We start from the raw sequence: 23,345 nt of genomic DNA on the forward strand, positions 1-23,345 counted from the left end.
AGAATGCGGGACGTGGTCGTGCCGAGCGGGGTCGAACGGGTGGCGGGTGAGCCGGTGTCGCTCGCGAGCCCGTTCGAGGTCGCCGAGGCGCTCGGCCTGCCCAGGCCGACGCCCGAGCAGGCCGCCGTCGTCGCCGCGCCCACCGCGCCCGCGCTGGTCGTGGCGGGTGCCGGCGCCGGCAAGACCGAGACGATGGCCGCCCGCGTGGTGTACCTGGTCGCCAACGGCTTCGTCACCCCCGACCGGGTCCTCGGCCTGACGTTCACCCGCAAGGCCGCGCGCCAGCTCTCCGACCGGGTGCGGCTGCGGCTGCGCCGGCTCGGCGGCTCGCCGCTGCTGGACCGGCTCGACCCCAGCGGCCAACGGCGGGCCGCGGTGCTGACCACCGAGCCGGTGATCCTGACCTACCACGCGTACGCGGGCCGGCTGGTGGGAGAGCACGGCCTGCGGCTGCCCGTGGAGCCGGGCGTGCGGCTGCTCACCGAGACCGCCGCGTGGCAGCTCGCGCACCGCGTCGTGTCGACGTGGAACGACGACCTGGACACCGACAAGGTGCCCGCGACCGTCACCGGCTACCTGCTCGCGCTGGCCGGCGAGCTGGGCGAGCACCTGGTCGACCCGGTCACGCTGTGGCGGCACGCCGAGCGGCTGTGCGCGGTGATCGAGAACGCGCCCAAGACGGCACGGCAGCGCGACGGCCTGCCGGAGTCGCTGAAGGCCGTGGTGAGCGCCCAGCGGCTGCGGGTCAACCTGATCCCGCTGCTGGAGGCCTACCAGGCGCGCAAGCGGCGTGAGGCGGCGATGGACTTCGCCGACCAGATGTCCCTGGCCGCCCGGCTCGCGTCCGAGCACCCGGAGGTCGTGCGGGGCGAGCGGGAGCGCTACGGCGCCGTGCTGCTGGACGAGTACCAGGACACCGGTCACGCGCAACGCGTGCTGCTGCGGTCGTTGTTCGGGCGGGGCGAGCCGATGCCCGTGACGTCGGTGGGCGACCCCGCGCAGGCGATCTACGGCTGGCGCGGCGCGTCGGCGGCGAACCTGCCCCGGTTCGTGCACGACTTCCCGCCCGCGCGGAAGTACGGCCTGCTCACCAGCTTCCGCAACCCGCCGGAGGTGCTGGCCCTGGCCAACGCCGTGTCCGCGCCGCTGCGCGCGATGGGCCTGGACGTGGACGAGCTGCGGGCCCGCGAGGGCGCCGGGCCGGGTGACGTGCGGGTGGCGTTGTTCGACGACGTGCGGCAGGAGCTGGACTGGGTGGCCGACACGGTCGCCGCGCAGTGGGAGCAGCACCTGGACAGCAGCGACGAGCCACCGACCGCCGCGGTGCTGGTGCGCCGCCGTTCGGACATGGCGAACATCGCGGCGGCGCTGCGGGAACGCGGCCTGCCGGTCGAGGTCGTCGGTCTGGGCGGGCTGCTGGACGAGCCGGAGGTGCGCGACCTGACCAGCGCCCTGCGCGTGCTGGTCGACCCCCTGGCCGGCACCGCCGCCGCCCGGCTGCTCACCGGCTCGCGCTGGCGGATCGCCGCGTACGACCTGGCGGCGCTGTGGGCGCGGGCCCGTGAGCTGGCGGGCGCGCCGAGCAGGCAGGCGGTGGCGAACGACCCGCTGGCCGTGATCGCGGACGCGTTGCCGGGCGAGCACTCCGAGCAGGCCGGCCTCGCGGACGCGCTGGACGACCCGGGCGACCCGACCGCGTACTCCGCCGAGGGGTACCGGCGGATCCGGCGGCTGGGCGCGGAGCTGTCGTCGTTGCGCCGCCGGTTGGTCCAGCCGCTGCCCGAGCTGGTCGCGGACGTCGAGCGCACCCTGCTGCTGGACATCGAGGCGATGGCGCGGCCGGGCGGTGTCGGTCGGGCGCACCTGGACGCGTTCGCCGACGTGGTCAACGACTTCGCCGCCGCCAGCCCGTCGGCCACCCTGCCCGCGCTGCTCGACTACCTCTACACCGCCGAGCAGGCCGAGGACGGTCTGGAACCCGGCGAGGTGGAGGTGGCCGAGAACCGGGTGCAGGTGCTGACCATGCACTCGGCCAAGGGCCTGGAGTGGCACATCGTCGCCGTGCCGCACGTGGTGAAGGACGTGTTCCCGGGCCGGAAGAAGTCGTCGAGCTGGCTGCGCTCGGTGGCGGAGCTGCCCGCCGAGCTGCGCGGTGACGCCGAGGACCTGCCGAAGCTGCGCATCGCGCCCGACGCCAACCGCAAGGAGGTGGAGGAGGCGCTGGCCGGGCACGAGGACGACTTCGACGCGCGGCGGCTGGTGGAGGAGCGGCGGCTGCTGTACGTGGCGCTGACGCGGTCCGAGCACAGCCTCCTGGTGTCGGGGCACTGGTGGGGCGAGACGGGCGACAAGCCGAAGGGGCCGTCGGCGTTCCTGACCGAGATCCGGGAGTCGGTGCTGGCCGCCGACCACCCGCCCGCCGACATCGCCCACTGGGCGGCGCGCCCGGCCGACGACGAGCCCAACCCCCTCGCTTCGCAGACGAAGACCGCCCAGTGGCCGACCGACCCGCTGGGCAAGCGCCGCGCCGCCGTGGCCGAGGGGGCCGAGTTGGTCCTGAACGCCCTGGACCGCCACCTGGCCGCACCGCCCGCCCCCGACCTGCCGCCCACCCCACCCGCGGAACCCGAGTACGACCTACCGCCCGAACCGCCCGCGGAACCCGACCACGACCTGCCGCCCGAACCGCCGGCCGACGACCTGCCCCCGGACCCTTTCGACCTGCCCGACCCCCCAGACCACGAGCCGGACCACGAGCCGGACCACGAACCTGTCCCCGAACCGGACTTCGAGCCACCGCTGCCCGACGAAGCCCCCGACGACGACGTCCTCCCCGACGAAGTCCCTGGCGAAGCCCGCGACGTCCTCCCCGACCACCCCGAAGACGACCCGGACGGCTGGGCCCGGGACGTCGACGTGCTCCTCGCCGAACGCGCCGCCGCGGCCGACCGCCGGGAACGCGTCGTCCTGCCCGAGCACCTCTCGGTCAGCCAGCTGGTCGAACTCGCGGCCGACCCGGACCTGCTCGCCCGCCGGCTGCGCCGTCCCCTGCCGTTCCCGCCCAACCCGCTGGCCCGCCGCGGCACGGCGTTCCACACCTGGCTGGAGCAGCGGTTCGGCGCGAGCCGCCTGTTCGACCTCGACGACCTGCCCGGCGCGGCCGACGAGGGCGCGGCGCCGGACAGCGACCTCACCCGCCTCCAGGAGGCGTTCCTGGCCAGTACGTGGGCCGACCGTGTGCCCCACGACGTCGAGGTGCCGTTCGAGGCGGAGATCGACGGCCTGTCCGTGCGCGGCCGGATGGACGCGGTGTTCGCCGACGACGACGGCGGCTGGACGGTGGTCGACTGGAAGACCGGCGCGGTGCCGGAGCCCGACCGCCTGCCCGCGCTGTCGGTGCAGCTCGCGGCCTACCGGCTGGCGTGGGCGGCGTTGACCGGGACGCCGGTGGAGAAGGTGCGCGCGGCGTTCCACTACGTCCGCCAGGACCACACGCTGCGCCCGGCCGACCTGCTGGACGCGGACGGCCTGCGCGCGCTGATCCGCTCGATCCCGGCCTAGGAGTTCACCCGCGCGTGCGCGGGCACTTCCTTCAACACCCGGTCGTAGAGCACTTCCAGCAGCCACCGCCCGAACAGCGACGGCCCGAACTCCGTCGACCGGTCCTCCGGCGGCACCAGCAGCTCGGCCGCGCCCGCCGAGTCGACCGCGACCACGCCGATGCCGTAGTAGTCCAGCTCGATCAGCGGCCACGACTGCTTGCCCAACGGCGCCGGGAGCACCACCGAGCAGGGCGCGAGGGTCATCAACGTGCCGCACGACTGCAGCGCGCGGTCCACCGTGGACTCACCCACCAGCACACCGACCAGCTCGACGGCGGGCACGGGGAGCCGGTCGTGCGCCGCCGGCTCGAACCACGAGCGGAACCACGAGGGGTCGGCCTGCGGCGGCCAGCCGTTCGCGCTGCGCCACTCGTGCACGTCGGCACGAACCCGCACGACGGCTGACACCTGATGGCCCAGCACGGCGACGTCGGGCACGACGATGCCGCGCCAACCCAACGCCGTCGCGGCATGGTGGAGGAGCGGTTGCACTCGGGCATCCTAGGACTGGTTGCGGTTTCAATGACAGTCCCCCGGCAGCGCTGGGTGTCGAACCCGCTGCCGAGAGTGATCAGGGAGTTGAGCGCCCTACGCGCAAGGCCCACAGGATGAGCGGCACCTGCAACGGCAACCGCCCGTACGCGACGGCCCTCACCCTGGGTGACTTCGTGCGGTAGTCGTAGGCCATCTTGACGTTGGCCGGGAAGACCGCCGCGAAGAACCCGGCCGCCAGCTTCGCGCCCACGCCCCGCGTGCGCGGCACGGCGACCGCCGCCGCCAACGCCACCTCGACGGCCCCGGACAGGTACGTCCAGGTCCGCGGCTTGCCCGGCAACGCGCGCGGCACGATCGCGTCGTACGGCTTCGGCTTGGCGAAGTGCGTGACACCCGCGGCGCCGAGCAACCCGGCCAGCGCGAGCGCCGACCGGGAACGGGAACGAGTGGGTTCCATGCGACCACCCTGTCACGTCGTCCGGCGAACGGCGCTCCCAGGGTTCTTCCGGGGTTATCCTCCCGCACCGTGAGCGGTGATCCCGAAAATCCCGAACGGGCGGCCGTGGCCGCGTTCGCCGACGACTTCCTGGCCGACCTGCGCGAGTGGCTGGCCATCCCGTCGATCGGCGCCGACCCGGCGCACCACGGCGACGTGGCCGCCTCCGCGCACTGGCTGGCCGACGCGTTGCGCCGCGACGGGTGGTCCGACGTGCGGGTCTGGGACGAGGGCCCGGCACTGCCCGCCGTGTACGCCTGCCGGCCCGCGGCGGACCCCGACGCGCCGACCGTGCTGGTCTACGGCCATCACGACGTGCAACCGGTCGACCCGGTCGAGCAGTGGCACCACCCACCGTTCGAGGCGACGGTGATCGGCGAGGAGCTGTTCGGTCGGGGCGCCAGCGACGACAAGGGCCAGGTCGCGATGCACCTGCTCGGGATGCGGGCGCACCTGGCGGCGACGGGCGCGACGCAGCCCGCGGTGACCGTGAAGCTGTTCGTGGAGGGCGAGGAGGAGTCCGGCTCCCCGCACCTGACCCGGCTGCTCGACGACCACCGCGACGACCTCGCGTGCGACCTCGTGGTGTTCACCGACACGCCGCTGTACGCGCGTGACGCGCCGACCGTGTGCACTGGTCAGCGCGGGGTCTACGGGGCGGAGGTCGTGTTCACCGGCGGGACGTCCGACGTGCACTCCGGGCGGGCCGGCGGCAGCGTGCCGAACCCCGCCACCGCGATCGCGCGGCTCGTCGCGGCGTTGCACGACGAGGACGGGCGCGTGCGGTTGCCCGGCTTCTACGCCGACGTGACCGAGCCCACGGCGGCCGAACGTGCCGACTACGCGGCGCTGCCGTTCGACGAGACGGTGTGGCTGGCGAACGCCGGCGGCGCCCAAGGGCTGGCCGGTGAACCCGGTTGGTCGACGCTCGAACGGGTCTGGGTGCGTCCCACCGCGGAGGTCAACGGCATCCACGGCGGCTACACCGGGCCGGGGCTGAAGACGATCGTGCCCGCGCGGGCGTCGGTGAAGCTGTCGTTCCGGCTCGTGCCCGACCAGCGGCCGGAACGGGTCGCCGACGCGTTGCGCGAGTTCGTCGCCCGGCACACCCCGGCCGGGCTGCACGCCGAGGTGATCCCGTCCGGTGACGGCGCGCCGCCCTACGCGGTGGACGTGTCCCACCCGGCCGTGGGAGCGGTGCGCGACGCCGTGCAGGCCGCGTTCGAACAGCCCGTGCGGTTCAGCCGGACGGGTGGCTCCGGTCCGGCGGCGCTGCTGCACGGGTGGCTCGGCGTGCCGGTGGTGTACCTCGGGGCGACGTTGCCGGATGATCGGATCCACGCGCCCAACGAGCGCGTCGTCGTGCCGCTGCTGCTCCGCGGCGCCGAGGCCGCCGCCCGGTTGTGGCGACTACTGCCGGAGAGGTTGTCATGATCCGCCGCACCAACCCGGGCGAACCGCTGGCCGACCGGCCCGGCCACTCGCTCGTCGGCGTGATCAGGATGCCGGACACGGTGCAGAGCCCGGTCCGCGCGATCCTGAAGCGGGTGATCGGCGCCCTCACCGCTCTCTTCGCGGCCGTGCTGATCGTCTACCTCGACCGCGACGGCTACCGTGACGTCAACAACGACGGACTGTCCTTCCTGGACGCGGTGTACTACGCGACGGTGTCGCTCTCCACCACCGGATACGGTGACATCGCCCCCGCCAGTTCGTCGGCGCGGCTGGTCAACGTCCTGGTGATCACCCCCTTGCGGGTGCTCTTCCTGATCGTCCTGGTCGGTACGACCCTCGAAGTGCTCACCGAGCGTTCGCGGCAGGCGCTGCGCATCCAGAAGTGGAGGACCAAGGTGCGGGACCACGTGGTCGTCATCGGGTACGGCACGAAGGGCCGGTCCGCCGTCAGCGCCCTGATGGGCGACGGCGCCGAGCCGGGCTCGATCGTCGTGGTCGACACCACCCAGGAGGCCCTGGACGCCGCGTCCTCGATCGGCCTCGTCACCGTCCACGGCTCCGGCACGAGCAACGACGTCCTGCGCGTGGCAGGGGTGCCCCGGGCACGTGCCGTGGTGGTCGCCGCGAACCGCGACGACACCGCCGTCCTGGTCACCCTCACCGCCCGCGAGCTGGCCCCGAAGGCCCAGATCGTCGCCTCGGTGCGGGAGCGCGAGAACGAACACCTGCTCCGCCAGTCCGGCGCGGACTCGGTGGTGGTCTCCAGCGAGACGGCGGGCCGGCTGCTGGGCATGGCCACCGCCACCCCGTCCGTGGTCGACATGGTGGAGGACCTGCTGACCCCCGACGCGGGCCTGGCCATCGCCGAACGCGACGTGGAGCCCTCGGAGATCGGCGGCTCGCCCCGCCACCTGCCGGACATAGTGCTGGGCGTGGTGCGCGACGGCACCCTGTACCGGGTGGACGCCCCGGAAGCCGACGCCGTAGAAGCCGGCGACCGCCTCCTCTACGTCAAGAAGGTCACCCCACCGAGGGACGCCTAGCCTCCGCCACCCCCACCCCTCGCCCGGCGCTCTTACTCAGCCAACGGAATCCGCACCACAAACGCGGCTCCAACCGAACCGACCGCCCCGCGCCGCGCGCTGTCCTGCGGGCCGGTGGTGAGGCTGCTCGCCCCGGCTACCTCCGCGACCGGAGCGGGCCGTGCGGCGCCCGCATCCCGCACGTCTGCGGCCTGCGGGCTGTCGACTCGGAGCGCGTCGCCGACCGGAGTCGGTCGCGCTGCGTCTCCACCACCGACCCCACCTCGCGCGTCGGCGGCCGGGTTGCGGTCGTCGGGCGCGTCGGAGATCCCGCCGTGGTGTTCGGCGCTCGCGGCTGGGTGGCCTCCGCGCGACCCTTCGGCACCGGCCCGGTCCACCTTGGGGCCCGCCCCGTGTTCCAAGGAACCTGCGCCCAAGGAACCTGCGGCCAGGGCATCGGCGGCCGGGGGATCGGCGGCCGGGGGATCGGCGGCCGGGACATCGGTGGTCATGGCGTGGGTGGCCGTGCGCGATCGCGCCGGGTCGCTGGGGCCGGCGGCGCGTGCGTCCGTGTTGTCTGTTGTGTCCGCGGCTGCGGAGGGCGGCTGTGTCGTCGGCGGCGGCGTCGTCGGCGTCGATGGAGTCGGCGCAGCGGGCACACCTGGCACCACTGGCGCGGTCGGTGGGCTTGGCGGGCCGCCGGGGCTCAGGGCTGGGTTGCCCGCCGACGGTGGTGGGCTGTGGGTTTCGGCCTCGTGCGAGTCGTCGCCGGGGGTGGTGCACGACAGCTCGCCGCCGTGCGCGCGCACGACACCGCGGGCGATCGGCAGCCCGAGGCCCGATCCGCCGGAACGCTGGTCCCTCGCCTCGTCCAGCCGCACCAGCCGGTCGAAGATGCGTTCCCTCTCCTCCGGCGGCACGCCCGGACCGTTGTCGGACACGACCAACCGCGCGAAGCTGCCCACCCTGGACACGCGCAGCCGCACCCTGCCCGACGGGCCGGTGGCCTGGCGGGCGTTGTCGGCCAGGTTCGCCAACACCTGCGCCAACCGTTGTGGGTCGCCCGAGACGAACGCCGACTCGCCCTCCGCGGCGATGTCGAAGTCCGGCGCGAGCAACTGCGTCCGTCCCACCTCGGCCTCGGCCAACGCGAGCAGGTCGACCCGCTCCCGGTGCAGTTCGAGCCCGGCCTCGATGCGCGCCAACGCCAGCAGGTCGTCGACCAGCCGCCCGGCCCGCCGCGACTCGCGCACGAGCAGAAGGTTCAACCGCTCCCGCTCCTCGGCGCCGGCGGTCTGCATCAACGCCTCCGCGACCGCCTGCACGCCCGCGATGGGTGTCCTCAGCTCGTGCGCCGCGTCGGCCACGAACCGTTTCGTGCGCTCCTCCGATCCCTCCAACGAGTCCAGCATGTCGTCGAACGCGGCCGCCGTCCGACCGAGTTCGTTGTCCGCCCGCGACGGGTTGAGCCGGTACCCGCGGTTGCCGCGCGCGATCGACCGGGCCAGCGTGGTCATCGCGTCCAGCGGCGCCAACGCCCGCCGGACCACCAGCACCATCGCCCCGGCCGTCACGGCCACCGCGCCGACCCCGGCCAGCAGCAACAACCGCCGCAGCCTGGTCTGCGCCGCCGTGATCACCGACGACTCGGCGTACACCGTGATCTTCGACCCGTCGATCAACTGCCGACTGACTTCGTTCGCCACCTCCTCGTCCGGCGCGTTCCCGAACACCGTCCCGTCCGGCATGACCAGCCGGACCTCCACGCCCCGGCCTTCCAGCCGGTCCACCAGTTCCGCCCCGCGCACCCGCTGCTTGACCAGCTGCTGCGCCACCCGCGCCTTCTCCAGCAGCGCGGTGTCGACGTCCCGCTTGGACTGCGCCGCGAACAGCGCGTCCACCAACAACACGACCCCGATCAGCACCACGCCGAGCAAGCCGATCGCGGACAAGGTGACCCGTCGGCGCAGGGAGACGGTCCGCAAGCTCACGCCTCGTCCGCCCTGAGCACGTAGCCCAGCCCTCGCACGGTGTGCAGCAACCGCGGCCCGTGCTCCTCCAACTTCCGGCGCAGCGCGCTGACGTGCACCTCGACCAGGTTGGGGTCGTAGTCCTCGTAACCCCACACCGCGGTGAGGATCTGCGTCTTGCCCACCACCCGCCCGCGCTGCGCGGCCAGGTACCGCAACAGGCGCAGTTCGGTGGCGGTCAGCTCGATCGACGCGTCGCCGCGCAGCACCACCGCCGACTCGGCGTCCACGACCAGATCGCCGATCTGCACGGTCGACGGCGTCCGCCCCAGCCGCCGCAGCACCGCGCTCACCCGGGCGACCAGCTCGGCCAGCACGAACGGCTTCACCACGTAGTCGTCCGCACCCCGGTCGAGCCCGCGCAGCCGGTCGGACACCCCGTCCCGGGCGGTCAACATCACCACCCCGGCCCCGCACGTCCGCCGGATGACCTCCAGGAGCATGAAGCCGTCCCGACCGGGCAGCATCACGTCGAGCACCACCAGGTCCGGCCGGAACCGGACCAGGTCGCCCTCCAGGTCACGACCGTCCGGCCGGACCTGCACCTGGTAACCCGCGTCCCGCAAGGCGGAACTCACCGCGGCGCCGATCGCCTCCGCGTCCTCGATCACCAGCACCCTGGCAGCAGTCGACACCTCCATATTCTGCGTCGCGTCGCCCACCACGGCCGCAAGGCCGTGACGAGCCTGGACAAAATGACGGTCACTCGTCGGCACCCGGCCGGTTACCTGCGGTCGCTCGTTGCCGGGCGGTCAGCGGTCGACAGCGGAGGGCGATGTGCCGGAGGTCGGGGCCGGCCTCTCCGTGGGCGCGGATGGGAGAGACCGGCCGTCTGCGGATCCCGGTGCCACCTCGGGTCGTCGCCGGTGCGGCGACCAGTGCGGCTCGGGATGCGAATGGCTGATCCGATGTGGACACGGACACAGGCGATACGGGACAAGAGCAATAGGGCCAGGGACAACAGGGGACAGGACGGGGGCGGCTCAGGGGCGGCTGGGTCGGCCTCGTCGTGGCTGGGGTGGTGACCCGGGCGGGTGGCTCGTCTGCTGACGGGGTTGAGCGCGGCCCCGGCGGTCGTGCCACCCGTGGAGCGCGAGACCGAACGCCGGGTGCTGGGCGGTGACGCGGTCCCGTGGGCGGGCGCGGGCGGTGCCGGGCACGGCTGGCCGAGGCGTCAGGAGTTGCTCAGGTCGGCGCACGCACCCGGCACGGTGACCGTGTCGGTCGGCGGGTGCCCGATGGTGGCCGAGTTCGAGAGCTCCACCAGGACCCTGGACCTCTCCGGCGCGGCACCCGGGTCCAGGGACGCAGATCCCGTCGCGGTGCGCGGTGCGGCATCCGGCGAAGTGCTCGTGGTCGAACGGGTTCCGGAAGTTTCGTCGAGTGAGGCATGGCTCTAGTGTCGAACAACAGTTCGAGGGTGTGCAAGATCACGATCAGGTGATGTTTGAACGGGCGGCGGAGCCACCGGCCCCCACGACAACCGGCCTCCCCGTCTGCGACCATCCACGCTGTGGCGGTTCCGCGAAGCCCGGTCAGGTGGGCGCTGGTGCTGCTGGTCGTGGGCCTGGTGGCCGTCGCGGCAGCGGTCGCGTTGTGGTGGCCGCGCACGTCCGCCGAGGTCCAGCGGACCGCCGCCACCGTCGTCGCACCGGCCTCGTGCGGCGACGCGGAGGCCTACGACCGGGTCGAACTGACGATCGGTGACCGGACGCACACCGCCAAGCTCGACGGCTGCGGCCATCAGCAGGACGAGGTCGTCGAAGTCGTCGTCCCCGCCGACACCAGCGGCGAGTTCACCGTCCAGGCGGCCGCCAGCACGCCCGTCGGCATGCCGTTCGACGTCAGGCTGACCACGTTGCTGGTGTGCCTGAGCGGCCTGGCCGGCGGCCTCTACGCCTACCTGCTGACCAGGCGTTCTCAGCCGACGGCCGCCGCCGGGGCCGCATAGGTGTTGCACGACGACGTCACGCCCGTCGTGTAGCCCTGCGACGCCCATTCGGACTGGTTGTCAGGGCTGCCGTGGGCGTTCTTCTCCGGCGGCTCCTCCACGGCGTACTGGAAGTCGTCCGCCGCCTCCTGCGCCAACCCGGACCCGATCGACCCGGACGCCGCCACCAGGAACATCCCGGCGAAGCAGTTGGCCTGCAGCTCGATCCGCCGCGACATCTCCAGCCCCGCCGGCGTCTCCTCGCCCGCGTCGACGATCTTGGTGTCCGCCGCGCGCAGCATCCCCGTCAACGCCTGCACGTGGTGCCCGTACTCGTGCGCCAACGTCGCCAGGTGCGACCCCGCGCGCTCGCCGCCGCCGTTGTCACGCAGCCGCCGCGTGGGCATGTAGATGGTCCTGTTGCGACCGCAGTAGTACGCGACCGCCTCGCTCTCCGCGGGCGCCGAGCCGCACGGCCCCTCGGTCAGGTCGGGCGACGTGTCCAGCGCGGGCGTGTCGAACGGCAGGTTCGCCTGCTCCAGCACCGGCCGCCACGCCTGGTCCAGGCACACCACACCGGCCTTGTAGTACGCCGACAGCTCCGCGTCCGACACCCCGAACCCCGGCAACGCGCACGTCACCGCGGGCAGCCGAACGGGCGCGGTGAGCAACGGGTGGTCGGCCAGCCGGTGCACGGCACGCGGCCGCGGGGCCTCCGTCTCCGTGGACTGCACGACCGTCACGCCCGGCGCGGCCACCGCACGGCCGTTGATCCGTCGGGACGTCTCGAGCTGCGTGATGCCGCCGAGGCCCAACACGCACAACACGATCAACGAGAACACGCCGATGAGGACGATCGGGTTGTTCTTGGGGGGCTCCTCGGGCGTGTGCACGGTCCTCCAGTCGGGTCAGCTGACGTCCGCCGCGCTCGCCACCCAAGTGTTGCACGCGCTCGTCTCGTTGTTTTTGAACCCGTGGTTGACCCACGCGGCGTTCCGCTCGGGCGCGCCGTGGTCCCGGTTGGGGTAGATCGGGTAGTCGCCCCGGTTGCCCGCGTCCGTCAGCGCCACCGAGATGACGTCGGCGGGCACCGCGCCGTGCGACAGCGGCGCGAGCGTCATCCCGCCGAAGCACGTGGCCTGCAGCTCCTTGCGCCGGTTCAGGTCGAGGCCCTCGGGGGTGTCCCAGCCGCCCTTCTCGTACTGGGCCTGGCCGGACGCCCGCAGGATGCCGGACAGCCACTGGACGTGGTGGCCGTACTCGTGCGCGAGCTGGCCCAGGTACTTGCCCGGGTGGTTGGGGTTCGCCGCACCCTGTTCGTTCGCGTAGTGGTTCGGCGTCCAGTAGATGGTGCCGTCGCAGTACATGGCCGTGCGGTCCGGGCCCATGGAGCCGCATGTGTTGGTGATCTGGGACGTCACCATGACCAGCTCTACCGGCTGGTAAGGCAGGTTCGCCCGCTCGAACGACGGCTTCCACATCGCCTCGATGCACGGCAGCGACGCCCTGAGGAAGCGGTCCTGGCCGGCGGGCGAGTAGTCCATCGCCGGCAGGGGGCAGCCGCCGATGTTGAACGCGCCGAGGCCCGCCGCGTGGATCGGGTTGTCACCCAGCGCGATGACGGCTTTCGGGCCGGCCTTCGGCGTGCTGGTCGACGTGGTCCGCTTGCTGCTCGAGGTCGTGGACGTCGTCGTCGTGGTCGTCGTGGTGGTGGTGGGTTCGGGCGTGTACGTGTAGCTGTCGTACCCGGCGTTGGCCGAGTCGCTCGTCTTCTTGGAGCCGCTGTTCGCGGCCACGAGGCCGATCGTGGCCACGCCCAGCACGAGGAAGCCGACGACCAGCGCGGCCACCAGGGGGCCCTTGCTCTTCTGCCGCGGCAGCGGCGGGTACGGCATCGGGGCCGGGCCCCAGCCCTGGGGCGGTCCGGGCGGCGGGCCCCAGTTGACCGGCGGCGGCTGCGGCGGGGCCATGGGCGGCATCTGCCGCGGGGTCATCGGCGGCGGCATGGCGGGCGCCTGCCCGGGCCAGGACGGCGGTGGCGGCGGCTGCTGGGCGGGCCACTGCTGGGGCTGTTGTGGGTGGAGGGGGGCGGGCATCGGCGGCGGCCCAACCGGTCGTGGCGGCGGCCAGCCACCCGGCGGCGGTGGTTGCGTCATCGCTGGTGGTCCCCCATATCGCGGATGCCCGAATCAGCACAAGAGCTTAGGGGAACTCCGCTATTCTCCGCGGCCGTGTTGAAAAACTGGGGAGCGGCGGCCATCTGCGCGGTCGCGCTGTGCGCGGGCCTGGGCACGGCGACGGCGCAGCCGAGCGACACGGCCGGACTGCCCGGGACGGTCGGCGCGGACGTGCGGCTCAAACTGGAGCGCGACGGCAGGCTGACCGTGACCGAGGTGGTCACCGTTCCCGAGGGCAGGACCGCGACGCGGGTCGTCCCGCTGCGCGTGCCGGTCTCCGCGGATCGCGAACGGGTGTTCCAGGTCGGCGACGCGGCGGTGGACGGCAACGGCACGGCCACGGCATCCGACGACGAGCTCACGATCGCACTCCAAGCGGGCACGTCCACCGTCAAGTACTCCGTGGTCGGCGCCGTCGCCAAGATCGGCGACACGCTGGAGCTGCGCTGGCAGCCCGCGAGCGGCTGGGACACCCCGCTCGACTCGGTGAAGGCCTCCGTGATCACGCCGGACGCGCCGCGGTCGGTGAACTGCCTGGCCGGCGAGCCGGGCACGTCCAAGCCGTGCACCAGCGCGGACCTGGGCGACGGGCGCGGCGTGCGGGTGACCGAGATCGGCCTGGCCGCCGGCGAGCGGGTCGACGTGACGGTCGGGTTGGAGGAGGGCGCGGCTCCCGCCAACGCGCGCGTGGAGGAGTCGTCCGGGCTGGCGGCGGCGTTCGCGTTGACCCCCCTCACCGGCGCCGGGCTCGGTGGGCTCGTCGTGCTGCTGCTGGGCGGCGGGTTGTTGTTGTGGTACCTCCGCGGCCGTGACGCGCGGGCGCTGGCCGGTGAGGTCGGGCCGGTGAACGTGCTGGTCAGCGACGGTTCCGGGCGGGTGGCGTTTGCCTCGCCGGACGGCGTGCTGCCCGGCCAGGTGGGGACCGTGGTGGACGAGCACGTGGACGTGGTCGACGTGACCGCGACGATCGTGGACCTCGCGGTGCGCAACTACGTCTGGATCGAAGAGGTCGACGGGCACGACTGGCGGTTCGTGCGGCGCAACCCGGCCGACCCGGCGCTGTCGGCGTACGAACGCGCGGTGTACGAGGCGTTGTTGCCCGACGGTGTGGACGCGGTGTCGCTGTCGGAGCTGCGCGGCAGGCGGATCGACCTGTCTCGCGTGCGGGACGCGCTGTACGCGGACGTGGTGGCGAAGAACTGGTTCGCGCGCAGACCGGACGCGGAGCGCAACCTGTGGTGGTGGGCCGGTGTCGGGGTCGCGGTGCTGGGCGCGGTGCTGACGGTGGTGTTGGCGCTGGTCGGCGGGGCGGCGTTGTTCGGGCTGGTGGTCGTGGTCGCGGGGGTGGCGTTGGCGGTGGGCGCGCGCACCATGCCCGCTCGGACCAAGCGCGGCAGCGTGTTGTTGGAGCACGTGCGCGGGTTGCGCGGGTACCTGCACACGGCGACGCCTCAGGACATCCCGGAGTCCGATCGGGAGATGGTGTTCTCGCGGTCGTTGCCGTACGCGGTGGTGCTGGGGGAGACCGAGCGGTGGCTGGCCACGTTCGCCGGCACGCGGCCGGGGCTGTACTGGTTCGGCGAGGCGGAGCAGGGCGGTGACCTGCGGCGGTTCGCGCAGCGGTTCCCGGCGTTCCTGGGCGCGGTGGACGGCGTGCTGGCGCAGGCGGGTCACCTGCGGTCGCTGCGGGGCTGACGTTCACCCGAAAGTGATCTTGCACATCTCGAACACAGGTTCGACACTGGAGTCATCCCCGAACCAGACTCGCGGGCGGCGGGCGAAGGTCCACGGGGGTAGAGGCCGCGGCCGACCCGGTGTCCACACGCGCCGGCTCCACCGGGTGGGCGGCCTGCTGAGACAGGTGGTGGTCCGGACCGGCGCGGGCGCGTGCCCGGCTCCGGATCGTCGGTCGAGTCGCTGGTGAGCCGGTCGGAACCCGGTCGGTTCGCGCTGGGCGTAGCGGGATGCTTCGGTGGGTGGGCGACCATCGAGCCCGGCGGTGGTGTGAACCCGTAGGCTGCGTTCATGGCGCTACCCGAACTGCACAGGTTCACGCTTCCCAACGGTCTGCGGGTGGTGCTCGCACCCGACCGCAGCGCCCCGGTCGTCGGGGTGAGCGTGCACTACGACGTGGGTTTCCGCTCCGAGCCCGAGGGGCGGACGGGGTTCGCCCACCTCTTCGAGCACCTCATGTTCCAGGGCAGCGAGAGCCTGGAGAAGCTGGCCCACTTCCGGCACGTGCAGTCCTCGGGCGGCACGTTCAACGGGTCGACCCACCCCGACTACACCGACTACTACGAAGTGCTGCCGTCGGCGGCGCTGGAGCGGGCTCTGTTCCTCGAGGCGGACCGCATGCGGGCGCCGAAGATCACCGAGGAGAACCTGCGCAACCAGATCGACGTCGTGAAGGAGGAGATCAGGCTCAACGTGCTCAACCGACCGTACGGCGGGTTCCCCTGGATCCTCCTGCCGCCGGTCCTGTTCCAGACCTTCCCCAACGCGCACAACGGCTACGGCGACTTCACCGATCTCGAGAACGCCACCGTGGACGATTGCGCCGCGTTCTTCGACACCTACTACGCGCCGGGCAACGCCGTGCTGACGGTGGCGGGCGACTTCGACCCCGAGGGGGCGAAGGCGCTCGTCGAGAAGCACTTCGGTGACGTGCCCGCCCGTCCGGTGCCGGCCCGGCCGTCGTTCGCCGAGGCCGCGCCGAAGGGCGAGCTGCGGGCCGAGCACACCGACAAGCACGCGCCGATGCCCGCCATCGCCGTGGGCTACCGCATCCCGGACCCGGTGAACGAGGTCGACGGCTACCTCGCGTACCTGGTCCTGGCCGGTGTGCTCACCGACGGCGACGGGTCGCGGCTGCAGCAGCGGCTGGTGCACCGCGACGCGATCGTGGTCGACGTCGGCGCCGGGTGCGGTCTGTTCGGGCCGCTGGAGGCGCGCGACCCCGACACGTTCAGCATCACCGCGATCCACCCGGCGGAGGTCACCTCCGAGCAGGTGCTCGCGGCGGTGGACGAGGAGCTGCTGCGGTTGGCCGAGGAAGGGCCGACGGAGCAGGAGCTGGCGAAGGTCACCGCCCGCTGGGTGTCGACCATGCACCGCGAGCACGACCGGCTCACCAGCCGGACCCTGGGGCTCGGGTCGGCCGAGCTGCTGTTCGGGCGGGCGGAGCTGCTGTACGAGCTGCCGGAGAAGCTGGCCGGCATCACCACCGACGAGGTCGCCGCGGCGGCCAAGGCGTTGCGGCCCGACTCGCGCGCCGTCCTGATCCTCAACCCCGCCGACGGAGGTACCGAGTGAGCGCCCCGACCAAGCACCGCAGCGCCGACGAGATCGGTCGTACGGAGCTAGGGCCTCGCCCGTTCCCGGAGCTGGGCGAGCAGCGGGCGGCGGCGGACCTGGACACGGTCGACACCACGCTGGCCAACGGCCTGCGGGTGCTGGCCGTGCGCCGGGACTCGGTGCCGCTGGTGGAGGTGCGGCTGCGGATCCCGTTCGGCGACCCGGCGGCGAGCAGCGTCGGCTCGACGCACGCGGCCCGGGCCGAGGTGCTGGCGAACACGATCCTGACCGGCACCGCCACCCGCAGCCGGGTGGACGTGGACACCGAGCTGGCCCTGGTCGGCGGCGAGCTGGACGCGGTGGTCGACCCGGAGCGGCTGGCGTTCTCGGGCAACGCGCTGGTGTCCGGTTTCGAGACCGTGCTGGACGTGCTGCGGGACGTGCTGACCGGCGCGACCTACCCGGCCGACGAGGTCGAGCGGGAACGCGCGCGGTTGGTGGAGCGGATCCGGTTGGCGCGGTCGCAGCCGAACGTGATCGCGCGGGAGGCGTTGCAGCGCCACCTGTACGGCGACCACCCGTTCGCCAAGGAGATGCCCGAGGCGGACGAGGTCGAGGCGGTGACGCGGGACGACGTGCTGGCGCTGCACTCGTCGGCCGTGCTGCCGCGCGGTTCGGTGATCGTCGTGGTGGGCGACGTGGCGCCGGACGCGGCGGTGCGCGCGGTCGAGGGCGCGCTGGGCGGGTGGACCGGCGAGGGCACTGCGGTGTCGTTGTCGCCGCTGCCGCCCGTGCGGGGTGGTGACGTGCTGTTCGTGCACCGTCCCGGCGCCGTGCAGTCCCAGATCCGGCTCGCCGGGCGCGGGCTGGAGCGCACCGACGACCGGTACCCGGCGTTGCAGCTGGCGAACCTGGTGTTCGGCGGGTTCTTCTCGTCCCGGCTGGTGGAGAACATCCGCGAGGACAAGGGCTACACCTACAGCGCGCGGTCGCACCCGGAGTTCACGCCGGGCGGCGCGACGCTGCTGGTGGACGCCGACACCGCGAGCGAGGTGACCGCGGCGGCGCTGCTCGAGACCCGGTACGAGCTGGGCCGGCTCGGTCTGGTGCCGCCGACGGAGTCCGAGGTGGACACCGCGCGCCGGTACGCGATCGGGTCGCTGCTGACCGCGACGTCGTCGCAGGGCGGGCTGGCGTCGTTCCTGGTGAACCTCGCCGGGCTCGGGCTGGACGTCGAGTGGTTCACCGGGCACCCCGGCCGGCTGGCGGCGGTCACCGTGGAGCAGGTCACCGAGGTGGCGTTGGAGTTCTTCGCGCCGACGTCGTTCACCGGCGTGCTGGTCGGTGACGCGGACACGTTGACCCCGCAGCTGCGGGCGTTGGGCGGCGTGACCCTGCCGTGAGCTTCGAGTTGGTGGAACTGCCCGCCCTGTCGCGGTTCACGGTGGATCGGCGCGAGCCGTTGCGCGGCGACGCGGAGCAGCTCGCGCTGCTGTGGCCGAAGGCGCGCGTCCTCACCGTGGACGCGCACGGCCGCACGTTGGTGGCCGACCAGGCCTCGCGCCTGGTCGACCGCCCCGCCACCGAGTTCGGCGACGGTCCGCCGGACACGGCGGTGCTGCTCGGCGAGCAGGACGGCGTGGCGTACTGGGCGGTTCCGCTGACCGAGGACGAGACGGACGTCCGCGCGCCCTCCGGCCGGGCGTGGGTCCGGCCGGAGCTGACGGACGAGCCGCAGTGGCTCGACCTGCGGGCGTGCGGCGCGTTGTTGGACGACACCGGCGCGGGCCTGTTCACGTCGGCGGTGGCGTTGTTCCACTGGCACCGGTCGGCGAAGTTCTGCGCGGTGTGCGGCGGGACGACCGAGTCGATCAAGGCCGGGTGGGCTCGGGTCTGCGAGCAGTGCGGGCGCGAGGAGTACCCGCGCACGGACGCGGCCGTGATCTGCCTGGTGCACGACGGCGCGGACCAGGTGCTGCTCGCCCGCGGCGAGGGGTGGCCCGAGGGGCGGTACTCGGTGCTGGCCGGGTTCGTCGAGGCGGGCGAGTCGCTGGAGGCGTGCGTGGCGCGGGAGATCGAGGAGGAGGTCGGCGTCGAGGTCGTCGGCATCCGCTACCTCGGCAGCCAGCCGTGGCCGTTCCCGCGGTCGTTGATGGTGGGGTTCGAGGCGGTGGCCGACCCGACCGAGCCGCTGCGGCTCGCGGACGGTGAGATCGCACAGGCCCGGTGGGTGAGCCGGGCCGACGTGCGGCAGGCGCTCGCCGAGCCGGGCAGCGTGCCCGACCTGCTGCTCGCGCCGGGCGCCTCCATCGCCTACCGGATGATCCAGTCCTGGGTGGCGGCTGGCTGACCCGGTCCCACCCCACCGCCACGCCGCCCGCCGGTCAGCCCGGCAAGCGCAGGTCAGGCAGATAGGCGCAGGCCAGGCAGGCAAGCGCAGGCCAGGCAGGCAAGCGCGGGTCAGGCGGGCGCGGGTCCGGCTGGCACCTGTTGGGCTGGCGTAGTCGGGCGAGCGGCAGAGGGCGGCTGGCGGGCGGGCGCAGGGCGGGCCGGTGGAGGTTGGGCCCGCGCAGGGTGGCCGGCGCGGGTCGGGCGGTTCGGTGCAGGTCGGTGGGTCAGGCGGGCTGGAGCAGGGCGGGCCAGGGCAGTAGGCGCACGAAGTCCGCGTACCGGGTCCAGGTGATCTCCGGCAGTTCGGCGTGCAGTCGGCGCAGGTCGATGTCGGTGCCCACCTCGGTGAAGTAGCCGAACATCGCCGCGAGGTCCGCGGAGTACCGGGCCACCACCTCCAACGGCGGGCAGTGGTGGTGGATCGGGTGACCGGTGGCCCTGGTCAGGGCCTCCGCCATGTCCGCCGGGGTGAGGGCCTCGCCGGCCAGGTCCAGGCGCCTGCCCGCGAACCGGTCGGGTTGCTCCAAGGCCAGCACGGCGACGGCGGCGATGTCCCGGACGGCGACCAGGTGCAGCGGGCGGTCGGAGGGCATGGGCAGGTAGAACGTGCCCTCGCGCAGGCCGCGCAACGTCCACTCGCCGAACTTGTCGTCGATGAACGCCGCCGGCCCGAGGATCGTCCACCGCGATCCGGCGGTGACCAGGTGCTCCTCGATGCGCTGCTTGCTGTCGAAGTGCGGGATGCCGGTGCGGCGGTCGGCGTTGGACGCCGAGGTGAACACGATGTGCTCCACGTCCCGCGCCGCGTCGACCACCGCGATGCCGTGACGGGTCTCGCCGCCCGGGTCGCTGCCGAACGGCGTCGTCACGACGAAGACCGCGCGGACGCCGCGCAGGGCCGCGCGAAGAGACGCGGGATCGTCGAAGTCACCGTGCGCGAGTTCGGCGCCGAGTCGGCGAAGTCCTTGCGCCGCAACGCTGTGCGGTGCGCGGGTGAGGGCGCGGACGCGGTGGCCGCGGGCCAGGAGAGCGCGGGTCACGGCTCCGCCCTGGGCCCCGGTCGCACCGGTGACGAGTGTGAGTTCCATGAGCAAAGGTTGACTCTGAAAGTGTTCGCCGGTCAAGCGAGTTTGCTAGAGTGCGACCGTGAGCCGACGCGAGCCGAGCGACGCCCTGCTGGCGTGGCTGTACGTCCAGCAGGGCGTGGACGCCGTGCGGGTCGCCGTGGAACGGCGGATCGAGGCCGTCGCCGGGTGCTCGCTGCTGGAGCACGAGGCGCTGTACCGGATCCACATGAACGGCCGGCTGCTCATGTCCGAGCTGTCCGACCTGCTCGCGGTCAGCCCGAGCGGCGTCACGCGACTGGTCGAACGGCTGGTGCGGCGCGGCTGGGTCGTGCGCGAGCAGCCGCCGGACAACCGCCGGGTCGTCCACGCCGTGCTGACCGACGCCGGGCGGCAGGTGCTGGCGGCCACGAGCGCCCCCGCGTACCGGGACGCGGTCGCCGAGGAATTCGCCGCGCCGCTGAGTGACCGCGACGTCGCCGATCTTCAGCGCATCGGGCGGAAACTACTGGAAGCGCACGGCAAATGGGACGCCAAGCGGTTCGCGACCGACTAACGTCGGGACGTCTGCGCGCCCGTGTGGCGGCCGTGGTCCAACTCGCCCGATGGGGGTCGCCGTGCACCGCAAGCTGACCGTGCGCGACCTGCGTGCCGGCAACCGGGCGCGGGTGTTGCGCGCGCTGTACTTCGACCAACCGCGCAGCCGGCAGGAACTCGCGGGCGCCACCGGGCTCAGCCAGGCGTCGGTCAGCAACGTCGTCGCCGAGCTCATGACCGACGGCGTCGTGGTGGAGGCCGGGCAGGTCGACTCGGACGGCGGGCGACCTCGCGTGCTGCTGCGCGTCGACCCGGCGCACGCGGCGGTGGTGGGTGTCGACGTCGGCGAGACGCACGTGCTGGTCGAGGTGTTCGACCTGACGCTGCAACGGCTGGCGGAGGCGACGTTCCCGATGGAGCCGGACGTCCACTCGGTCGACGACGTGGCGCGGCGGGTCCTCGAAGGGCTCGACCGGTGCCTCGCCGTCAGCGGGGTCGGCGACGTGCTCGGCGTCGGCATCGGCGTGCCGGGGCAGGTCGAGCACGGGCTGGTGTACGCGCAGACCGTCGGCTGGCGGGGCGTCGCGCTGGAACAGCTGCTGCGGACCGGGACCGACCTGCCGTTGTTCCTGGACAACGGCGCGAACACGTTGGGGCAGGCGGAGGTCTGGTTCGGCGCGGGCCGCGGCACGGGTGACGCGGTGGTCGCGTTGATCGGGTCGGGCGTCGGCGCGAGCGTCATCACCGGCGGCGTGCTGTACCGCGGTTCGTCGGGCGGCGCGGGGGAGTGGGGCCACACCACGGTCGCGCTGGACGGCCGCCCGTGCCGCTGCGGCGCGCACGGGTGCCTGGAGGCGTACATCGGCGCGTCGGCCGTGGTGCAGCGGTACCGCGCGGTGAAGGCGGACGTGCCCGCCGAGCAGGAGGCGGCGTTGGCGGCGCTGGTCGCGGACGGTTCGCGGGCGGCGCGCGACGTCCTCGCCGAGACCGCCCGGTACGCGGGCCTCGGCATCGCCAACCTGATCAACCTGTTCAACCCGTCCCAGGTGATCGTCGGCGGCTGGGCCGGGCTCCTGCTCGGCGAGCGGATCCTGGACGACGTCCGCGCCCAGGCCTCCCGCCACGCCCTGCACCGACCGTTCGAGCAGGCGTCGATCACCCTGTGCGAACTGGGCCCGGAGTCGGTCGCGCTCGGCGCGGCGACGCTACCGGTGGCCCAGTTCCTGGCCGCGGGTGGTGTGCGCCGCCGCACCCCCAGTCACGTGGTCTGACGACGGCGCTCGCACCGGTCAGGCGGCGTGCTGGTACGCCGGGTACGTGAGGTAACCCGCGTCGCCGCCCTGGTAGTACGTGTCGACGTCGACGGGCGCGATCGGCAGGTTGGCGCGGAGCCGTTCCACCAGGTCGGGGTTGGCGATGAAGGCGCGGCCGAAGCTGATCAGCTCCGCGCCCAGGCCGAGCCAGTGGTCGGCGGCGGCCCGGTCGGCCTGCTTCGGGCCCATCGGGACCACCGGGTTCATGATCAGGGTGCCCGGCCACGCGCGGCGCAGCCCGATCAGCACCTCCTCGTCGGCGGTCGCCTCCAGGTGCACGTAGGCGAGGTCGAAGCGGGCGAGCTCGGCGAGCAGGGCCGCGTACAGCTCCGGCACCTCGGTCTCCTCGACGCCCCAGAACGTGGCCCCGGGCGAGAGCCTGATCGCGGTGCGCTCCGCGCCGACGGCGTCCACCGTGGCCTCGACCGCCTCGACGGCGAACCGGATGCGGTGGGTGATCGGGCCGCCGTAGCGGTCGGTGCGCAGGTTGGCGTTGGACGACAGGAACTGCGAGATCAGGTAGCCGTTCGCGCCGTGCAGCTCGACGCCGTCGAACCCGGCGTCGACGGCGCGCCGCGCGGCCTCGGCGTACGAACGGGCGTGCTCGGGCACCTCGGCGGTCTCCAGGGCGCGGGGCACCGGCGCGGGTTGTGGCCCGTTCGGGGTGAACACGTCGCCCACGGCGGCGACGGCGGACGGTCCGACCGGCTGGAAACCGGTGGTATCGGGGTGCGAGACCCGGCCGCCGTGCATGAGCTGGGCGAAGATGCGTCCGCCGTTGACGTGCACGGCGTCGGTGACGGGCCGCCAGGCGGCCACCTGCTCGTCGGTGTGCAGGCCCGGCGTGCCCGGGTTGGACTGCCCGATCAGGCTGGGCTGCACGCCCTCGGAGACGATCAACCCGGCTGTGGCGCGCTGGGCGTAGTAGGTCGCCATGGACGGGGTCGCGAGACCGCCGGCCGCGGCCCGGACCCGGGTCATCGGCGCCATCACGACCCGGTTGGGCAGGTCCAGACCGCCGAGGCGGTAGCGGTCGAACAGCGTGATCATGCCGGAACTCCTTCGTACTGGTCGAGGGCCGCGACGGGCCCGACCGGTACGCTAAAACCTGACATCAACGTGAGAGGCAAGTCGTGCGGCCGGTGTCACAGTCGGGAGGGTCGGATGCGGATCGGTGATCTCGCGGCGCGGGCCGGGGTCAGTGTCCGTTCGCTGCGGTACTACGAGGAGCAGGGACTGCTCAGCAGCACGCGCAGCGCGGGCGGGCAGCGGCAGTACACGGAGGCCGACGTCGAGCGGGTCGCCTTCGTCCAGCGCCTGTACGCGGCCGGGCTGTCCAGCCGCACGATCATCGAGCTGCTGCCGTGCGTCGACTCGCCCAGCGACGAGAACTCCGACGCCGCGATGGAGCGCATGGCCGACGAACGCGACCGGCTCTCCGCGCACATCGACGAGCTCCTGCGCACCCGTGACGCGCTCGACGCCCTGATGGCCGCGGCCCAGGCCTACCGCGACGCCCGTCGGGTCCCCGCCTGACGT

The 23,345-nt window shown here is 73.2% G+C and carries 20 protein-coding genes; 12 read left to right on the forward strand and 8 right to left on the reverse strand.

Annotated features, from left to right (window positions below):
- Nucleotides 1-3: 3 nt before the first annotated feature.
- A complete protein-coding gene (locus ACZ7GX_RS08980) occupies nt 4-3,561 on the forward strand; it encodes an ATP-dependent helicase (protein ID WP_498774473.1) in 3,558 nt (1,185 codons plus the stop codon).
- Here the strand turns inward: ACZ7GX_RS08980 and ACZ7GX_RS08985 are convergent.
- Together ACZ7GX_RS08985 and ACZ7GX_RS08990 are read right to left on the reverse strand one after the other, a co-directional pair.
- Nucleotides 3,558-4,094, reverse strand: coding sequence for a hypothetical protein (locus ACZ7GX_RS08985; protein ID WP_498774475.1), 537 nt, complete (start codon nt 4,092-4,094; stop codon nt 3,558-3,560). The genes ACZ7GX_RS08980 and ACZ7GX_RS08985 overlap by 4 nt on opposite strands.
- A gap of 79 nt (nt 4,095-4,173) precedes the next feature.
- Entirely contained in the window at nt 4,174-4,554 is a 381-nt protein-coding gene (locus ACZ7GX_RS08990) for a DoxX family protein (RefSeq protein ID WP_498774477.1), read from the reverse strand.
- Nucleotides 4,555-4,623: 69 nt separating this feature from the next.
- Here ACZ7GX_RS08990 and ACZ7GX_RS08995 point away from each other — a divergent pair, with 69 nt between their 5' ends.
- Both ACZ7GX_RS08995 and ACZ7GX_RS09000 read left to right on the forward strand, forming a co-directional pair.
- Complete coding sequence (locus tag ACZ7GX_RS08995) at nt 4,624-6,027, forward strand: M20/M25/M40 family metallo-hydrolase (protein ID WP_498774479.1); 1,404 nt, start codon at nt 4,624-4,626, stop codon at nt 6,025-6,027.
- A complete protein-coding gene (locus ACZ7GX_RS09000; protein WP_498774481.1) occupies nt 6,024-7,091 on the forward strand; it encodes a potassium channel family protein in 1,068 nt (355 codons plus the stop codon). The genes ACZ7GX_RS08995 and ACZ7GX_RS09000 overlap by 4 nt, the downstream gene beginning before the upstream one ends.
- Nucleotides 7,092-7,123: 32 nt before the next feature.
- Here the strand turns inward: ACZ7GX_RS09000 and ACZ7GX_RS09005 are convergent, their stop codons facing one another.
- Nucleotides 7,124-9,061 (reverse strand): sensor histidine kinase, encoded by a 1,938-nt coding sequence (locus ACZ7GX_RS09005; protein WP_498774483.1) that lies wholly within the window; start codon nt 9,059-9,061, stop codon nt 7,124-7,126.
- Entirely contained in the window at nt 9,058-9,735 is a 678-nt protein-coding gene (locus ACZ7GX_RS09010) for a response regulator transcription factor (RefSeq protein ID WP_498774485.1), read from the reverse strand. Before ACZ7GX_RS09010 ends, ACZ7GX_RS09005 begins: the two co-directional genes overlap by 4 nt.
- A 399-nt stretch (nt 9,736-10,134) precedes the next feature.
- On the opposite strand from ACZ7GX_RS09010, the gene ACZ7GX_RS09015 reads away from it, so the two are divergent.
- Nucleotides 10,135-10,500 carry a hypothetical protein gene (locus ACZ7GX_RS09015; RefSeq protein ID WP_498774487.1) on the forward strand — a complete coding sequence of 122 codons (366 nt, stop codon included), beginning with the start codon at nt 10,135-10,137 and terminating at the stop codon, nt 10,498-10,500.
- A gap of 113 nt (nt 10,501-10,613) precedes the next feature.
- Entirely contained in the window at nt 10,614-11,051 is a 438-nt protein-coding gene (locus ACZ7GX_RS09020) for a hypothetical protein (RefSeq protein WP_498774489.1), read from the forward strand.
- Here ACZ7GX_RS09020 and ACZ7GX_RS09025 read toward each other — a convergent pair.
- Nucleotides 11,021-11,923 carry a neutral zinc metallopeptidase gene (locus tag ACZ7GX_RS09025; protein ID WP_498774491.1) on the reverse strand — a complete coding sequence of 301 codons (903 nt, stop codon included), beginning with the start codon at nt 11,921-11,923 and terminating at the stop codon, nt 11,021-11,023. The genes ACZ7GX_RS09020 and ACZ7GX_RS09025 overlap by 31 nt on opposite strands.
- 15 nt (nt 11,924-11,938) lie before the next feature.
- Entirely contained in the window at nt 11,939-13,126 is a 1,188-nt protein-coding gene (locus ACZ7GX_RS09030; RefSeq protein ID WP_498774493.1) for a neutral zinc metallopeptidase, read from the reverse strand.
- A 135-nt stretch (nt 13,127-13,261) separates the two neighbouring features.
- Between ACZ7GX_RS09030 and ACZ7GX_RS09035 the strand changes: the two genes are divergently transcribed.
- From ACZ7GX_RS09035 to nudC, 4 genes are all read left to right on the forward strand, one after another.
- Nucleotides 13,262-14,902, forward strand: a complete 1,641-nt coding sequence (locus ACZ7GX_RS09035; protein WP_498774495.1) for a DUF2207 domain-containing protein — start codon at nt 13,262-13,264, stop codon at nt 14,900-14,902.
- Between the two features lie 330 nt (nt 14,903-15,232).
- Nucleotides 15,233-16,519, forward strand: a complete 1,287-nt coding sequence (locus ACZ7GX_RS09040) for a M16 family metallopeptidase (RefSeq protein WP_498774497.1) — start codon at nt 15,233-15,235, stop codon at nt 16,517-16,519.
- Nucleotides 16,516-17,904 (forward strand): M16 family metallopeptidase, encoded by a 1,389-nt coding sequence (locus ACZ7GX_RS09045; RefSeq protein ID WP_498774499.1) that lies wholly within the window; start codon nt 16,516-16,518, stop codon nt 17,902-17,904. Before ACZ7GX_RS09040 ends, ACZ7GX_RS09045 begins: the two co-directional genes overlap by 4 nt.
- Nucleotides 17,901-18,851 carry an NAD(+) diphosphatase gene (nudC, locus tag ACZ7GX_RS09050; protein WP_498774501.1) on the forward strand — a complete coding sequence of 317 codons (951 nt, stop codon included), beginning with the start codon at nt 17,901-17,903 and terminating at the stop codon, nt 18,849-18,851. The genes ACZ7GX_RS09045 and nudC overlap by 4 nt, the downstream gene beginning before the upstream one ends.
- A 265-nt stretch (nt 18,852-19,116) precedes the next feature.
- On the opposite strand, the gene ACZ7GX_RS09055 is transcribed toward nudC, so the two are convergent.
- Nucleotides 19,117-19,980 carry an NmrA/HSCARG family protein gene (locus ACZ7GX_RS09055; RefSeq protein WP_498774503.1) on the reverse strand — a complete coding sequence of 288 codons (864 nt, stop codon included), beginning with the start codon at nt 19,978-19,980 and terminating at the stop codon, nt 19,117-19,119.
- A gap of 58 nt (nt 19,981-20,038) precedes the next feature.
- On the opposite strand from ACZ7GX_RS09055, the gene ACZ7GX_RS09060 reads away from it, so the two are divergent.
- On the forward strand, nt 20,039-20,512 hold the full coding sequence (locus ACZ7GX_RS09060) for a MarR family winged helix-turn-helix transcriptional regulator (protein WP_498774505.1): 474 nt from the start codon (nt 20,039-20,041) through the stop codon (nt 20,510-20,512).
- A gap of 49 nt (nt 20,513-20,561) precedes the next feature.
- Nucleotides 20,562-21,764, forward strand: coding sequence for an ROK family transcriptional regulator (locus tag ACZ7GX_RS09065; protein ID WP_498774507.1), 1,203 nt, complete (start codon nt 20,562-20,564; stop codon nt 21,762-21,764).
- Nucleotides 21,765-21,782: 18 nt separating this feature from the next.
- Here ACZ7GX_RS09065 and ACZ7GX_RS09070 read toward each other — a convergent pair whose 3' ends face one another.
- A complete protein-coding gene (locus tag ACZ7GX_RS09070) occupies nt 21,783-22,856 on the reverse strand; it encodes an alkene reductase (protein ID WP_498774509.1) in 1,074 nt (357 codons plus the stop codon).
- Nucleotides 22,857-22,970: 114 nt separating this feature from the next.
- Here ACZ7GX_RS09070 and ACZ7GX_RS09075 point away from each other — a divergent pair, with 114 nt between their 5' ends.
- Nucleotides 22,971-23,342, forward strand: a complete 372-nt coding sequence (locus ACZ7GX_RS09075; RefSeq protein WP_498774511.1) for a MerR family transcriptional regulator — start codon at nt 22,971-22,973, stop codon at nt 23,340-23,342.
- The last annotated feature ends 3 nt before the right edge of the window (nt 23,343-23,345 follow it).

The organism is Actinosynnema sp. NPDC037264 (genome assembly GCF_055603705.1).